This window comes from Polaromonas sp. P3_A5, assembly GCF_056403055.1.
Genome location: NZ_JBFUGF010000001.1, coordinates 3,028,666 through 3,041,937 on the forward strand (window position 1 = coordinate 3,028,666; position 13,272 = coordinate 3,041,937).

The 13,272-nt window shown below is 61.1% G+C and carries 18 protein-coding genes; 8 read left to right on the forward strand and 10 right to left on the reverse strand.

Annotation, left to right across the window (positions count from 1 at the left end; all coding sequences use genetic code 11):
- Window positions 1-94: 94 nt before the first annotated feature.
- From AC1DU8_RS14530 to AC1DU8_RS14540, 3 genes are all read left to right on the forward strand, one after another.
- Window positions 95-646 (forward strand): DUF4166 domain-containing protein, encoded by a 552-nt coding sequence (locus AC1DU8_RS14530; RefSeq protein ID WP_457279207.1) that lies wholly within the window; start codon window positions 95-97, stop codon window positions 644-646.
- Window positions 647-997: 351 nt separating this feature from the next.
- Complete coding sequence (locus AC1DU8_RS14535; RefSeq protein WP_457279208.1) at window positions 998-1,435, forward strand: DUF6678 family protein; 438 nt, start codon at window positions 998-1,000, stop codon at window positions 1,433-1,435.
- Window positions 1,436-1,483: 48 nt separating this feature from the next.
- Complete coding sequence (locus AC1DU8_RS14540; protein ID WP_477666320.1) at window positions 1,484-1,801, forward strand: hypothetical protein; 318 nt, start codon at window positions 1,484-1,486, stop codon at window positions 1,799-1,801.
- Here AC1DU8_RS14540 and AC1DU8_RS14545 read toward each other — a convergent pair.
- Entirely contained in the window at window positions 1,791-3,035 is a 1,245-nt protein-coding gene (locus tag AC1DU8_RS14545; RefSeq protein ID WP_477702264.1) for an MFS transporter, read from the reverse strand. The genes AC1DU8_RS14540 and AC1DU8_RS14545 overlap by 11 nt on opposite strands.
- A gap of 334 nt (window positions 3,036-3,369) precedes the next feature.
- Here AC1DU8_RS14545 and AC1DU8_RS14550 point away from each other — a divergent pair, with 334 nt between their 5' ends.
- The 3 genes from AC1DU8_RS14550 to AC1DU8_RS14560 are packed head-to-tail and all read left to right on the forward strand — an operon-like array spanning window position 3,370 to window position 5,223.
- Window positions 3,370-4,680, forward strand: coding sequence for an NAD(P)/FAD-dependent oxidoreductase (locus AC1DU8_RS14550; RefSeq protein WP_457279210.1), 1,311 nt, complete (start codon window positions 3,370-3,372; stop codon window positions 4,678-4,680).
- Between the two features lie 59 nt (window positions 4,681-4,739).
- The gene (locus tag AC1DU8_RS14555) at window positions 4,740-4,883 is read left to right on the forward strand and encodes a hypothetical protein (protein ID WP_164483755.1); all 144 of its coding nucleotides are present in this window, start codon (window positions 4,740-4,742) and stop codon (window positions 4,881-4,883) included.
- A 7-nt stretch (window positions 4,884-4,890) separates the two neighbouring features.
- Window positions 4,891-5,223, forward strand: a complete 333-nt coding sequence (locus AC1DU8_RS14560) for a VF530 family protein (protein ID WP_457279211.1) — start codon at window positions 4,891-4,893, stop codon at window positions 5,221-5,223.
- On the opposite strand, the gene atpE is transcribed toward AC1DU8_RS14560, so the two are convergent.
- On the reverse strand, window positions 5,220-5,456 hold the full coding sequence (gene atpE, locus AC1DU8_RS14565) for a F0F1 ATP synthase subunit C (RefSeq protein ID WP_007868318.1): 237 nt from the start codon (window positions 5,454-5,456) through the stop codon (window positions 5,220-5,222). The genes AC1DU8_RS14560 and atpE overlap by 4 nt on opposite strands.
- Before the next feature lie 41 nt (window positions 5,457-5,497).
- On the opposite strand from atpE, the gene AC1DU8_RS14570 reads away from it, so the two are divergent.
- The gene (locus tag AC1DU8_RS14570; RefSeq protein WP_457279212.1) at window positions 5,498-6,205 is read left to right on the forward strand and encodes a pseudouridine synthase; all 708 of its coding nucleotides are present in this window, start codon (window positions 5,498-5,500) and stop codon (window positions 6,203-6,205) included.
- Between the two features lie 40 nt (window positions 6,206-6,245).
- Window positions 6,246-7,010: an SDR family NAD(P)-dependent oxidoreductase gene (locus tag AC1DU8_RS14575; protein ID WP_477726915.1), complete on the forward strand. Its 765-nt coding sequence runs from the start codon at window positions 6,246-6,248 to the stop codon at window positions 7,008-7,010.
- Between the two features lie 313 nt (window positions 7,011-7,323).
- On the opposite strand, the gene ppk2 is transcribed toward AC1DU8_RS14575, so the two are convergent.
- The 8 genes from ppk2 to AC1DU8_RS14615 all read right to left on the reverse strand — a co-directional run bounded on the left by ppk2 (window position 7,324) and on the right by AC1DU8_RS14615 (window position 13,256).
- Complete coding sequence (gene ppk2 / locus AC1DU8_RS14580) at window positions 7,324-8,229, reverse strand: polyphosphate kinase 2 (protein WP_477727057.1); 906 nt, start codon at window positions 8,227-8,229, stop codon at window positions 7,324-7,326.
- Window positions 8,230-8,484: 255 nt separating this feature from the next.
- Entirely contained in the window at window positions 8,485-8,724 is a 240-nt protein-coding gene (locus AC1DU8_RS14585) for an HP1242/YdcH family protein (RefSeq protein ID WP_457279214.1), read from the reverse strand.
- Window positions 8,725-8,772: 48 nt separating this feature from the next.
- Window positions 8,773-9,210, reverse strand: coding sequence for a universal stress protein (locus AC1DU8_RS14590; protein WP_457279215.1), 438 nt, complete (start codon window positions 9,208-9,210; stop codon window positions 8,773-8,775).
- Between the two features lie 185 nt (window positions 9,211-9,395).
- Entirely contained in the window at window positions 9,396-10,370 is a 975-nt protein-coding gene (locus AC1DU8_RS14595) for a Bug family tripartite tricarboxylate transporter substrate binding protein (protein ID WP_477726916.1), read from the reverse strand.
- 29 nt (window positions 10,371-10,399) lie between these two features.
- The gene (locus tag AC1DU8_RS14600) at window positions 10,400-11,116 is read right to left on the reverse strand and encodes a class II aldolase/adducin family protein (RefSeq protein WP_457279217.1); all 717 of its coding nucleotides are present in this window, start codon (window positions 11,114-11,116) and stop codon (window positions 10,400-10,402) included.
- A gap of 157 nt (window positions 11,117-11,273) precedes the next feature.
- Entirely contained in the window at window positions 11,274-11,555 is a 282-nt protein-coding gene (locus AC1DU8_RS14605) for a DUF427 domain-containing protein (RefSeq protein WP_348047097.1), read from the reverse strand.
- Between the two features lie 305 nt (window positions 11,556-11,860).
- Window positions 11,861-12,523, reverse strand: coding sequence for a glycine zipper 2TM domain-containing protein (locus AC1DU8_RS14610; RefSeq protein ID WP_477726917.1), 663 nt, complete (start codon window positions 12,521-12,523; stop codon window positions 11,861-11,863).
- Window positions 12,524-12,701: 178 nt separating this feature from the next.
- On the reverse strand, window positions 12,702-13,256 hold the full coding sequence (locus AC1DU8_RS14615) for a cupin domain-containing protein (protein ID WP_477726918.1): 555 nt from the start codon (window positions 13,254-13,256) through the stop codon (window positions 12,702-12,704).
- Window positions 13,257-13,272: the final 16 nt, after the last annotated feature.

Sequence of the window (13,272 nt, forward strand, 5' to 3'; positions counted from 1 at the left end):
CTGCCAGCTACACACCTAAAATCACCTGCAGTGTGCAGCCCCCGCTTCTGTTGATCTGGTTCATGGCGGAACTGCACCGCAACCGAAAGAGCGCATGTCGGCAGTCGTTGAAACCTGGTTTGGTGAGGCCTTCGCACAACTGCACCCGTTGCTGCAGGAACTCCATCGGTCTGGAGGCACGCTCTCAGGCACAGTCGAGGTTCGCCTGGGCACCGGCCTTGCCGGTTGGGCGGGCCGGCGGCTTGCGCAAAAACTTGGTGTCCCGCCTTGCGACGGAACTGCATCGATGAGCGTTTCCATCTTCAGCACTGACACCGAGCTTCATTGGAACCGTACCTTCAATGGAACCTCCACGTTTGCCTCAACCTTCACGCCGACAGGTCGTTATCCATCGGGTTACTGGGTCGAGTCATCGGGCCTGCTTCGCCTCAACCTGGGTGTTTCCATTGTCAATGGCGGCTGGGTCTGGCGTCCCATCGGAGGCCGGCTAGCGGGCGTTCCATTCCCTCTTTGGCTCCTGCCTCGCACGGCCGCATCGAAGTGCATCGACAACGGTCAGTATCAGTTCAACGTGGAAGTCGGCCTCCCATTGCTCGGTACAGTGCTCTCCTATAGCGGGAACCTGTCGTCTGAGCCTCTCATGTGAAAGCGTAGGTGGCTAGATGCATCCAGCCGGATCGAAAGTCGTACTCATATCCTTCAACGGTGCCCGGTGCGCGCCTGAAGATTGTCACCCTGCCGAGAACTATTGGCTCCTGATAGGGACCCGGGGAACCATCGCAGGTCCGGTAAACGCAAACGGCCGCGTGCTGGTCACGTTCGATATCCCGGTGAGTGAAGTGGGCCTGACATGCCACAACCCCACACCCAATAGCCTCTACATTCTGGAAACCGACCTTGCGCATTCCCAATAAATTGTTCATGCGTCGCAACAACAGCAGGCATCGTGCAGCATCACAGTCAATGCGTCCGTTCATTTTTAAATCAGGCCTTGATCATGCATTCACTACCACTTGCCAATGCCGTCCCTGAGAACGAAGACAAGGAGAAAATTGCGCAGCAGGCGCGCCAGAAGTTCTCAGGCTCGCTGGCGAACGACACTCAATGGAACGAGCTGATCACATACGTGCGCGGCCTTGAATGGAGACCTTCGTATCGCTCGAAGTGGGTCAACGGCCACATTTCGGGCTGGGATGTCGAATGGTTTTATCACCTGCCCTACCCGTTTGTGGGCGTGGAGTGGTTTGACATCGGCTTGCATGGCGAACTCCGCACGGGCCGCCTTCTTGCGCCAAAGATCATTGACTATTCGCCTGTGTTTCTCGGAAGGTTGAAAGAGATCGGCTTCGATTTTGAATACAGAGACGGTGTGGCCAGAATCTGGGGCTATTACCCAAAATCATATGAAGATTTTCCGCTTGGCACATCTGCTTAGTTCTTACGCCATGGATCCACACCACACCCGAATTACGTTGGCCTCAATATGACTCCTCAACAGAAAAAACGTCTCAGCTACCTGAAAGACCGTCGAAATACCTACGGCGAAAATAGCAAGGCTTCGCGCAAAGGAATACCGCTTTCCAAGGCGAGAGGCATCCGGTCTGAGCGACACGCGCAAGACCACAAACTGGCGCAAGTAGTGCGGACTGTTGACCCAGAACAACTCGACGCGCTTGAGAACCAGGTGCGCTCTACCAAGCCACGCCACTGGCGCAAATCTGCGGACGACCCATTGGGTGAAGTGCTGGGCAGTCGAAAGAGCCGGCGGGCGGTTCGAGCCAGCGTGAAAGCTAGTGATTGACCATCTTGTCCCGCCGCGACAACGACGGAAACAGCCTGAACCACGCCGCAGCCACCAGCAGCGTACCCACCCCACCCGCCACCACCGAGCCCACCGGCCCCAGCAGCGCAGCAGTGGCGCCTGATTCAAACTCACCAAGCTGGTTGGACGCACCGATGAATACCGAGTTGACGGCGCTGACGCGGCCGCGCATTTCGTTGGGGGTTTCGATCTGCACCAGTGTCTGGCGCACCACCACGCTGACCATGTCGGCACCGCCCGAGACGGCCAGCACCAGCAGCGACAGCACAAAACTGGTCGACAGGCCAAACACCACCATGCACACGCCGTACAGGGCGACTGCTGACAGCATGGTCGGCCCGACGCGTCGCTCCAGCGGCCAGCGTGTCAGCACCGCGGACGTCAACAGGGCGCCGACCGCAGGGGCGCCGCGCAGCAGGCCCAGGCCCCAGGGCCCGACGTGCAGGATGTCTTTGGCGAACATGGGCAGCAAGGCCGTGGCGCCGCCCAGCAGCACGGCAAAAAGATCCAGCGACGCAGCGCCCAGCAGGGCCTTGCGCTGCCATACAAACTCCACGCCGGCCAGCAGCGTGCGCAGCGTCACCGGCTCGCGCGGCGGCGGCGCGTGGTCATAGCGCAGCACCGCGATCAGCACGCAGCCGGTGGCAAAGAGGCAAGCGCAGGTGGCATACACCGCCGTGGCGCCGGCCACAAAAATCACGCCACCTAGCGCCGGCCCGCCTATGACCGCCGCCTGCATGCCGGCCGAGCTGAAGGCCATGGCACGCGGCAGCATGGCAGGCGGCACCAGCACCGGGGTAAGCGATTGCTGCGCAGGCATCTGGAAGGCGCGGGCCACGCCCAGCATGACCGACACCGCCAGCAACAACTCGCGCGAAGCCCAGCTATGGTGCATTCCCCCTATTTGCCAGCCTTGTGTGGCCGCCACCAGGATCATCGCCACCGTGGCCTGCGTCACCAGGCAGGCCGCGATGATGCGCCCGCGGTGAGCCCGGTCGGCGACATGCCCGGCCACCAGCGTCAGCAACAAGGCCGGCACAAACTGGTACAGCCCCACCAGGCCAAGGTCCCAGGCGCTGCCGGTCAATTCGTACATCTGCCAGCCCACGGCGACCATCAGCATCTGGTTGCCTGTGGTGGCAAAAATCCGGGCGAACCACATGCGCATGTAGGCACGCTGGCGGGTGAGTTCCTTGAATGAGTGTGTCGGCATGCGGCCCGAAGCTTAACAGTGCCGTACCCGCAAGGTGTGGCACGGGGCTACTCTTGAGGGAACGCCTTCAGTGGCTGTAATGCTATTGATTTAATAGCTGCTTGCGCACGTCCTGCCTGGCTAAACCAGTATTCCCGCATCGTCTCATTCGCAGGCACGACGGCCGTGCCCGGAACTGAACCGATTTCGCCCGAACCGGGGGGAGAAGCCCGATAAGCCCGCCTGCTGGCCTGAAAATTAGGCCATTGGCTTTAAGTGGGTGGCCGTTTTAGGCGAAACAGGCAGTTAACATGGCGACATAACAGGGCCACCCTGGCACCAGGAGGAAGAAGTTATGCACCGCATCGTCATAGTGGGCGGAGGCGCCGGAGGGCTGGCGCTGGCCACGCAACTGGGCAAACGCCTGGGCAAAAAGGGCCTGGCCGAGGTCACCCTGGTCGACGCCGCCCGCACCCATGTCTGGAAACCGCTGCTGCACCAGCTGGCCGCAGGCAGTTTTGACACCCACGCCGAAGAAATTGAATACCTCGCACAGGCCCGCTGGAACCATTTCAAGTTCCGCCTGGGGAGCCTGACCGGCGTGGACCGCCAGAACAAAACCCTGCAGCTGGCCGCCAGCCATGACGAAGCCGGCCGCGAGATCACACCGGCCCAGCAACTGGCCTACGACACACTGGTGATTGCCGTGGGCAGCCAGACCAACGACTTCGGCACACCCGGTGCGGCCGAACACACCATCAAGCTGGACAGCCCGCAAGCTGCCAAGCGCTTTAACGACCGCCTGATCAACGCCTGCATTCGCGCGCAAACCGTGCCGCGCGTGGCGGGTAGCGGCCGTCTGACGGTGGCGATCGTGGGCGGCGGCGCCACCGGGGTGGAGCTGGCCGCCGAGCTGCATGCCGCAGCACGGGTGCTGGCCAACTACGGCTTTGATCACATCCACCCCGAAAAAGACCTGCAGATCGTGCTCGTCGAAGCCGCGCCGCGCCTGCTGGCCCAGTTGCCCGAGCGACTGAGCGAATCGGCCATGCGCGAGCTGCGCAAGCTGGCCATCGAAGTGCACACCAATGAAAAGGTGGTGGAAGTCACGGCCGACAGCCTGAAGATGGCCAGCGGCAAGGTCATTTCATCGAGCATCACGGTGTGGGCCGCCGGCGTAAAAGCCTCCGACTTTCTACGGACCCTGGGCGATGGCAACCCGCTGGAAACCAACAGGCTCAACCAGCTGGTGGTGAACGGAAACCTGCAAAGCGCGGGCGACACAAACATCTATGCCTTTGGCGACTGCGCGGCATGCCAGCAACCCGACGGCACCTGGGTACCACCGCGAGCCCAGGCCGCCTACCAGCAGGCCATGTACCTGACGCGCTCGCTCTCCGACCTGATCGCCGGCAAGCCGGTGGCGCCCTTCGTCTTCAAAGACCAGGGTTCGCTGGTGTCACTGTCGGAATACTCCTCCGTCGGCAGCCTGATGGGCAGCCTCACCAAGGGCAGCTTCTTTATTGAAGGCCAGCTGGCCAAGTTCATGTACTGGGGCCTGCACAAGCAGCACCAGCTGGCGCTGGGCGGCTTCAAGAAAACCGCGCTGATCACCCTGTCTGAAATGCTGGACCGGACCTATCGCCCGCGCATCAAGTTGCATTGATAATCGGGGCATCACCCTCGCAATTTTTATCAACTTCACTCAACCCAACGGAGAAAACCATGGCAAAAGGACAGCAAAACAACAACAAGATGGTCAAGAAGCCGAAGAAGGACACCTCACCACCCAAGACGGTGTCTCCCGACGCGGTGCGCCCGACCATCGTGACGCAGGTACCACTGCGCGGCAAGCTGAAGAACAAATAAAGCCTTGATGGCCGGCTCTGGCGATTCGCCTGAAAATTTGCGGGAAGAAGTCCCGGCTGCTGCTACCGCACAGCCGGGCAATCCGCTGCACGGCGTCAAACTGGAAACGATCGTCACTGCGCTGTCTGATCACTACGGCTGGGAAGAGCTCGGCCAGCGCATCAACATCCGCTGCTTCACCAGCGATCCCAGCGTGGCGTCCAGCCTGAAATTTTTGCGCAAGACGCCCTGGGCGCGCGAGAAGGTTGAAAGCCTTTACCTATTCATGCTGCGGGAAGTCAAGCGCAGCAGCCCGCCGGTTCACAACTTCCCGCCGCCTAAAGCCAAGCACCAGCCCTAGAGGGGATTGGCGAACAGGAGCATCATGGCGATGCCCACACCGATCAGGAAGTTGGCATCGATCAGGCCGGCCAGCAGAAACATCTTGACCTGCAGCGGCTCCATCATTTCGGGCTGGCGCACGGCACCTTCCAGAAATCGCCCGCCCATCGCCCCTATGCCCAGGCAGGCGCCAATGGCGCCCAGGCCGATGATCAATCCACATGCAATGGCAATGGCACCTGCGTCAGTCATGATGTCTTCTCCTTGGTTAAAAACTTTTCGTTGACTGAATCATGAAGGCCGAGTCGCCGCAGAACAATTACCCCGCAGGTAATGTCATCGACATTCCAGGTGTGAGGCTGCTACACGCCGATGAGTTCCTGCTGGTGCTGGACAAGCCTTCAGGACTGCTCTCAGTGCCGGGACGCGGCGAAGACAAGCAGGACTGCCTGAGCGCCCGCGTGCAGACCGCCTTTCCAGACGCCCTGATCGTGCACCGGCTGGACCAGGCCACCTCCGGCCTGATGCTGATGGCGCGCGGCGCGGCCATGCAGCGGGCGCTGAGCCGATCGTTTGAAACGCGTGAGGTTGGCAAGCGTTACGTGGCGGTGGTTAGCGGCCGCTTGCCCGCACCGAGTGAGCCGAATGCCCCAGACAGCTGGGGCCTGATCGACCTGCCCATCATCGTGGACTGGCCACGCCGGCCGCTGCGCATCATCGACGGTGAACGCGGCAAACCCAGCCAGACCCGCTGGCGCGTGCTGGCGCATGACACGGCGGCTAACACCACGCGCGTAGAACTCGAACCTGTCACCGGCCGGTCGCATCAATTGCGCGTGCATCTAAAAGCGCTGGGCCATCCGATTTTGGGCGACGCGCTGTACGCCTCTGAAACGGTACAGGCGGCCGCGCCCCGGCTGTTGCTGCACGCCGCAGCGCTGCAGTTCATGCACCCGGCCAGTGGGCAGGCGATGGCATTTGAAAGCAAGCCCGACTTTTAGACCGCGAGCAGTTCCATGGTACCGGCGCTACCATGCAGCCATGACACAAACCACTCACCTCACCCTCATCACAGGCGCCTCGCGCGGCATGGGCTTTTCCATGGCACGCCAGCTGCTCACCGCCGGCCACACGGTGCTTGGCATTTCGCGCACGGCGGTGCCCGAGCTGGAAGAACATGCGCAGCACGTCGGCGCTACGGTGCTGCAATGGACGCATGACCTGGCGGACAGCGGCTCACTGAATGAGAAGCTGGAAAGCTGGCTCAAGGATTCACATGCCAAGAAACCCTGGACCAGCGTCACGCTGATCAACAACGCGGGCGTGATCCCGCAGATCGGCTCGCTGGACCAGATTGGCGAAGCCGACCTGGCAAGGGCGCTGCGTGTGGGGCTGGAAGCACCGATGCAAATCACCGCCGCGTTCCTGCGCGCCACCGACAGCTGGCAGGCGCCGCGCAAGGTGCTCAATATTTCGTCAGGCCTGGGGCGCCGCGCCATGGCTTCGCAAGCGGCCTACTGTGCCGCCAAAGCCGGCATGGACCATTTCACCCGCTGCCTGGCACTGGAAGAAGCCCTGAAGCCCCATGGCGCCAAAGTCTGCTCACTCGCGCCGGGCGTGATCGACACCGGCATGCAGGAGCAGCTGCGCACAGCCGACCCCAAGGCCTTTCCGGATCGTGAGTCGTTTGTAGGTTTGAAAACGGGTGGCGTGTTGACATCACCCGAAGATGCGGCAGAGCGCATCCTGGCTTTCCTGGCACGGCCAGACTTCGGCACCAACCCGGTTGCCGACGTCAGAGACTAATTAACTAGGCCCCCACGGTCGCTCACTTCGTGTAGCTCCCTGCCCCCCGAGGGGGCCGCCCGCCTGCGGTCTGGCAAAGCCAGTCCCGCGGCTCATGCTGGGTTGAAGAGTTCCATGGGCGTAACCGTTGAGATACTTCATCAGTGGGTGCCGCGGAACCGGCTTCGCCGGGCCGCAGGCGCCGTCCCCTGCAAGGGGAAAAGGGCTACACGGAGTGAGCTCGATAGGGGTGTGCCAGTCTTTCGGCTTCGCCGGCCCCAGGCGCCGCCCCTTGAGGGGGGACAGGCTACACGCAGTGAGCCTGGGCGGGGTGTTAGTAGATTTCCGGTACCACAATGTTTTGTGGGACCGGAGTACGCACATAGTCCTCATGGCGCACCCGTTCGGGCAGCACGATGGGCGGGTGCGGGGTTTCCTGGTAGGGCATCTGCTGCAGCAGGTGGTGGATGCAGTTCAGGCGGGCTTTTTTCTTGTCGTCCGCCTGCACCACCCACCATGGGGCCTCGGGGATGTGGGTGCGGTCCAGCATGATTTCCTTGGCCTTGGTGTACTCCTCCCAGCGGCGGCGTGACTCCAGGTCCATGGGGCTGAGCTTCCATTGCTTGAGCGGGTCGTGGATGCGACCGAGAAAACGCAGGTGCTGCTCTTCGTCGGAGATGGAGAACCAGTACTTGATGAGCTGTATGCCTGAACGCACCAGCATCTTTTCAAACTCCGGCACAGTACGGAAAAATTCCTCGCACTGGTCGTCAGTGCAAAAGCCCATGACGCGTTCCACGCCGGCGCGGTTGTACCAGCTGCGGTCAAACAGCACGATCTCTCCGGCTGCCGGCAAATGGGACACATAACGCTGGAAGTACCACTGCGTACGCTCGCGGTCGTTCGGGGCCGGCAATGCCGCCACACGGCAGACGCGCGGATTAAGCCGCTGGGTGATGCGTTTGATCACGCCGCCCTTGCCGGCGGCATCGCGTCCTTCAAACAAAATCACCACCTTGTGGCCGGTGCTGACCACCCAGTCCTGCAGCTTCACGAGTTCGGCCTGCAGGCGGAACAGCTCACGGAAGTACTGGCGGCGGTCTTCTTTTTCCTGTGCCGCGTCCCTGAGGCTGCGGGCAGGTTGCTCTTCCCCGATAAGCTCGGCCACGGTGCGGTCTTCAATCTCCATCTCCAGCTCTTCGTCGTAGCTGTCGATCAGGTCATTGCGGATCCGCCGCATCAATTCTTCGTCGCTTGAACTCAAGGTTCTCTCCTGCACAACCGGAAATCGGTCAACACCCCAGCGTACCCGCGGCACATGGCAGTTTGATGAAACAGCCTAAAAACGTTATCTAAATCACCGGACTTTCAAGCCGCCCTGCAGGGCAGGAACGATATCAACCCTGTCTTTGCTTCCCTTTTGATAGCTGCTTGCGCACGTCCCTATTGGGTTTCAAGGCAGTTTTCCTCAAAATCAGGAATTCCCATGACGTGATCAGCTTTTCTTGAGGATCTGGTAAATCTCGTCCTTGACCTTGAGCCGCCGCTTTTTCAGGTCTTCCAGCGCCTCGTCCGTGATGACACCCACGCCCTGCTCATACTTTGCAATCGCGTGGTTATCCTCGTCGTAGCGCGCAAAGAGCTCGGCAAAGTGTGGGTCAGACACCTTGAGGCTGCGCATCTTCTGCAGGTATTCCGGAAATTCATGTGCAATGTCGTGATTCAGAAGGTCCATAAAAACTCCTTTTGTGTAGCGTCACGCCGTCGGGAAACGAACAGCTGTTCAGTCGCGCACCACCAGCACAGGCAGGTGCGCGTGGGAAAGCACCTGGGCGGTGACACTGCCCAGCACCAGTTTTTCAAGCCCGCGGCGGCCGTGGGAACCCATGACGATCAGGTCGGCATCGACTGCTTCGGCGGTGTCGAGGATGCCGCGATAGATGGCATGGCCTTCCACCACCGAGCCGGTAGCGGTGATACCCGCCTCCTGGAAGGCCTGTTTGGCTGCAGTGATGGCCTCATTGGCTTCGGCCGTGGCAGCGCTCAGGTATTCGGCCTGCCCATAGGCAAAGTCGGCGCCCACCCCGGTAAAAGCATAAGGGTCTATGACGTAAACGACGGTCACCTCGCTCTTGAAAGCCTGGGCCACTGCCAATGCATTGCCGATCGCCTTGCGCGCGGTGGAAGAGCCGTCTACAGGAACCAGAATGTGCTTGTACATGATGGAATCTCCTTGAGCCAGGAATGGATTCTGCGGCCGGCGCCCTTCGCGGGTCAATGCCGGCCAGCGCAGGGCCGCTACGGCCCGCCATGCATCAGTTATAGGGTATTGGGCGACAGGCCGCCGTCAGACAAGGCGCCGAAACCGCAGCACTGCGCTGCACGGACGTCACTGCCCCGCGGCATTCATTCAGGTTTGATATTGGCCGATTTGGCCAGTTGCGCATAACGCGCCAGGTCCACCTTGATCAGCCTGGCAAGCGCGGCGCCGTCGCCGCTCAGGGGCTCCACGCCTGCCCCTGAAAGGTTTTCCCTCACAGCGGCTTCGGCCAGTACTTTTTGAACGTCCGCGTAAATTTTGGCAACCACCTCGGGCGGCATTTTGGCCGGGCCCATCAGCGCATACCAGATGGAAAAGTCCAGAGGCTTCAGGCCCTGCTCTTCAAAGGTCGGCACCTGGGGCATCAGGTCATAGCGCGTGGCGGTTGACACGCCAATGCCGTTGAGCTTGCCGGTCTTGATGTGCGGCGCAGCAAGGTTGGCGCTGAGGATGGCCAGTTGCACCTGCCCGCCCACCACGTCGGTCAGCGCAGGGGCACAGCCCTTGTAGCCAACATTGGTAGCACTGACACCAGACTTTTGCTTGACCAGTTCCATCACGAAATGCTGCGGTGTGCCGACGCCGCAAGAGCCGTAGCTCAGCGCCGCCGGATTGGCTTTGGAATAGGCGACCAGTTCCTGAATCGTCTTGATGTTGGTGCTCTGGTGCGACACCAGCGCGATCGGTGTGAGGCCCAGCAGCATGATGGGCGTCAGGTCTTTCTCGGGGTCGTAGTTGAGCTTGCCGTTCACGGCCGGGTTGACCACCATGGTGCTGTTTTGCAGCAGCAGCGTGTAGCCGTCTGCCGGCGCCTTGACCACGGCTTCCGTGCCGATATTGCCGGAGGCACCCGCACGGTTGTCTACCGCAATGCCCTGCCCCCACAGGGTCTGCAGGCGTGCGCCGATCTGGCGCGCCAGGATGTCGGAGCCGCCGCCGGTGCCATAAGGAACAATGATGCGCACGGGGCGTGATGGATAGGCTTGCGCCAGCGCCTGCGTTGCTGTCATGCAGGTCAGTGACATCAAGGTGACCAGGGCCAGGAGCTTTGGAAATTTCATGATTCGCCTCTTTCGTTTGTCCGGGCTGTTTATTCAATAGCGCCGATACGGCGGCTCCACAATTCCCACGGCCGCATGACTTGGCCCTCATTCGTCGCCATGGCCAGGTCCGCTTCTTCGGACGTCAGGAATTCGATCGGGCCCAGGGCCGATGCGGTTAGCTGCAGCTTGGCATTTTCTTCGGCATAGACCGCCCGGTAAACCGCGCGCTCCAGCGAAGGCGCCACTACGGTCGAACCGTGGCCACGCATCAGCACGCAGGTGTGCTGGCCCAGTGCCCTGGCGAGGTCTTTGCCCAGCCCCATGTCGCGGATCAGCAGGTCGGTGTTGCCGTTGGACTCGCGGATTTCATACAGCGACGAGCCGCTGCCCAAAAAACCGCTCATGTGGAATATGGGGCGCAGGCGCTGGCCGGTCACGCCGAAAGGAATCACGCTGGGGGAATGGCTGTGCACCACCGCCATCACGTCGGGCCGCGCGCGAAAGATTTCGCCGTGAATGAAACGTTCAAGGTAGGACCGCAGCGTGGACTCACCCACCAGGTCGCCATTGAGGTCGTAAGTCAGGATGTCAGCTTTTTTGACCAGCCCGGGCGCACGGTTACAGGACAGCAGAAAATGTTCAGGTGACTTGTCGTGGCGCACGCTCACATGGCCAAAGCCATCTACCACCCCCTGGTCGTACAGGATGCGGTTGGCCATCACGAGTTTTTCGACCAGCGCTGGATCGGGCGCGGAAAGCGTCATGAAGTCTCCTTATTGGCAACGGCCCGGAAGGGTCATTTTTAATAAGCATGCATATTACATGGCAAATTTTCCAGGAAAACGCTGAAGATTCAGGGTAAACCCGCCCTCTTCGGGCATTCATCGGCCCCTCCGGCAGCCGCCACCTCAGGCTGGCGCGTCAGGGCTCGATCTTCACGCCTTTCCAGAACGCAATATGGCCCTTGATGTTGTCGGCTTCGGGCTTGGGATCGGGGTAATACCAGGCGGCATCGGTATTCATTTCACCGTTGACCAGCAACGAGTAGTAACTGGCCTGCCCTTTCCATGAGCACATGGTGTGGTGGTTGCTGAAGGTCACGTAGTCGCGGTTGAGCGCGCTTTCGGGGAAATAGTGGTTGCCTTCCACCACCACGGTGTCGTCGCTTTGCGCAATCACTGCGCCGTTCCAGATGGCTTTCATGGGTCTTTCTTTCTGCTCAAGCTGATGTTGAGGCGGGATGTGGAAATCGATCGATTGATCGGGAATTCGGAAGATGCAGGGCTCCATGCTAACCCTCCGCACAGGTCTTGGCCGACCCGGGGATTTATGAAGCCGCCCGACAAGAATGACGGCCAAAAAAAAGCGCCGGTGACAAACACCAGCGCTTTTTGTTGAGACCCCTTCTTAAGGCCAGCATGAGCCACAGGGCCGGCTTTGCCGGACTGCCAGCGGGCGGCCCCCTCGGGGGGCAGCGCATTACACGAAGTGAAAAGCGTGGGGGCCCATCAAGCAAGCCGCAAATTCTTGCCTTCAACAATCACCTTCGAACCCACTGCCACGGCGCTGGAAAGCTCCATGTTGCGCACGGTGCCATCGTCCATGCGCACGCGCACTTCGTACACGGTGACCTTCTTCATGTTCTTTTCGATCTGGTTGCCGGCAAATGCGCCGCCTGCAACACCCAGCACGGTCATGGCGGTTTTGCCATTGCCGCCACCCATCTGGTTACCGACAAGGCCGCCGACAACGCCGCCGGCCACTGTGCCAAGTCCGATGGTGGTGTTGCCCACATCCACGCCATTCACCTTGCCCTGGCGTTGGACGGGGGTCACAGCTTCGACGGTGCCGCAGGTTGCGCAGACATTGGCGCGCGGCGCGGCTTGCGCGACCACGACCGGGCTGGTGTGCGGCTTGGCGGGCTGCGTGTGTTTGGACGTATCCGCCGCCAGCTTGGAAGTCTGCGCGGGTTCATTGACGGCGGCCGATCCACCCGGCTGCGCGTCGGACCGGTTGACGACCAGCGCGGCGGCCAGCGCCATCACGGTCACGCCGAGCACGGCAACGATGGCGACAAGCGCCTTGCTGTGCTGCAGGCGCTGCGAGAAGCCCGGCTGGTGGGCAGGCTGAGGTTGAACGGCGGGTTGGTTAACTTGGTTGTTGGTGTCCATGATGGAACTCCTGTGTGTGAGCCCCGGTTGTAACAACACCGACGGATACATCCTGTAGGACGAAGTGACATTCGTAAGGAAAGCTTTCCGCGTTCAGGTGAAAGTGTGCGCTTTTCCGCACTTCAGCACGCGTTCACACTGCCCTCATACAGCCTTCACCCAGGCTTTACACGTCTTTTTAGACGCCCCCATGGGGATGGGTCGGGTCCACCCACAGCACTGTGTCCGGCTTCTCCACCGGATCGATATCGAGGTTGATAGCAACCGCTTCGCCGTCACTGCGGCACAGCACGCACTCCAGCACGTCGGTCGGGCTGGCGTTGATTTCCTGGTGCGGCACGTAAGGCGGCACATAGATGAAGTCGCCCGGACCGGCCTCGGCGGTGAACTCCAGGTGGTCGCCCCAGCGCATGCGGGCTCTACCCCGAATGACATAGATCACGCTCTCCAGGTGGCCGTGGTGATGCGCGCCGGTCTTGGCGTCAGCGTGGATGGTCACTGTGCCGGCCCACAGCTTTTGTGCGCCCACGCGGGCAAAGTTGATGGCGGCCCGCCTGTCCATGCCCGGTGTCTGTGCCGTGTTGCTGTCCAGCTGATTGCCGGCGATCACGCGCACGCCGTCGTGCTTCCACGGCGGGTCGGCTTCTCCATGCGCATGGGGATGCTTGTGTCCGGGACCGTGGGAATGATCGTGGTCGTGAGGATGATGCGGAAGCGTGGGGTCATTGCTCATGCTGTCAGCGTACACC

Bases quoted from the DNA above. Each gene is read 5' to 3' on its own strand.
- AC1DU8_RS14530 (WP_457279207.1), top strand. From the start codon at position 95: ATGTCGGCAGTCGTTGAAACCTGGTTTGGTGAGGCCTTCGCACAACTG.
- AC1DU8_RS14535 (WP_457279208.1), top strand. From the start codon at position 998: ATGCATTCACTACCACTTGCCAATGCCGTCCCTGAGAACGAAGACAAG.
- AC1DU8_RS14540 (WP_477666320.1), top strand. From the start codon at position 1,484: ATGACTCCTCAACAGAAAAAACGTCTCAGCTACCTGAAAGACCGTCGA.
- AC1DU8_RS14545 (WP_477702264.1), bottom strand. From the start codon at position 3,035: ATGCCGACACACTCATTCAAGGAACTCACCCGCCAGCGTGCCTACATG.
- AC1DU8_RS14550 (WP_457279210.1), top strand. From the start codon at position 3,370: ATGCACCGCATCGTCATAGTGGGCGGAGGCGCCGGAGGGCTGGCGCTG.
- AC1DU8_RS14555 (WP_164483755.1), top strand. From the start codon at position 4,740: ATGGCAAAAGGACAGCAAAACAACAACAAGATGGTCAAGAAGCCGAAG.
- AC1DU8_RS14560 (WP_457279211.1), top strand. From the start codon at position 4,891: ATGGCCGGCTCTGGCGATTCGCCTGAAAATTTGCGGGAAGAAGTCCCG.
- atpE (WP_007868318.1), bottom strand. From the start codon at position 5,456: ATGACTGACGCAGGTGCCATTGCCATTGCATGTGGATTGATCATCGGC.
- AC1DU8_RS14570 (WP_457279212.1), top strand. From the start codon at position 5,498: ATGAAGGCCGAGTCGCCGCAGAACAATTACCCCGCAGGTAATGTCATC.
- AC1DU8_RS14575 (WP_477726915.1), top strand. From the start codon at position 6,246: ATGACACAAACCACTCACCTCACCCTCATCACAGGCGCCTCGCGCGGC.
- ppk2 (WP_477727057.1), bottom strand. From the start codon at position 8,229: ATGCGGCGGATCCGCAATGACCTGATCGACAGCTACGACGAAGAGCTG.
- AC1DU8_RS14585 (WP_457279214.1), bottom strand. From the start codon at position 8,724: ATGGACCTTCTGAATCACGACATTGCACATGAATTTCCGGAATACCTG.
- AC1DU8_RS14590 (WP_457279215.1), bottom strand. From the start codon at position 9,210: ATGTACAAGCACATTCTGGTTCCTGTAGACGGCTCTTCCACCGCGCGC.
- AC1DU8_RS14595 (WP_477726916.1), bottom strand. From the start codon at position 10,370: ATGAAATTTCCAAAGCTCCTGGCCCTGGTCACCTTGATGTCACTGACC.
- AC1DU8_RS14600 (WP_457279217.1), bottom strand. From the start codon at position 11,116: ATGACGCTTTCCGCGCCCGATCCAGCGCTGGTCGAAAAACTCGTGATG.
- AC1DU8_RS14605 (WP_348047097.1), bottom strand. From the start codon at position 11,555: ATGAAAGCCATCTGGAACGGCGCAGTGATTGCGCAAAGCGACGACACC.
- AC1DU8_RS14610 (WP_477726917.1), bottom strand. From the start codon at position 12,523: ATGGACACCAACAACCAAGTTAACCAACCCGCCGTTCAACCTCAGCCT.
- AC1DU8_RS14615 (WP_477726918.1), bottom strand. From the start codon at position 13,256: ATGAGCAATGACCCCACGCTTCCGCATCATCCTCACGACCACGATCAT.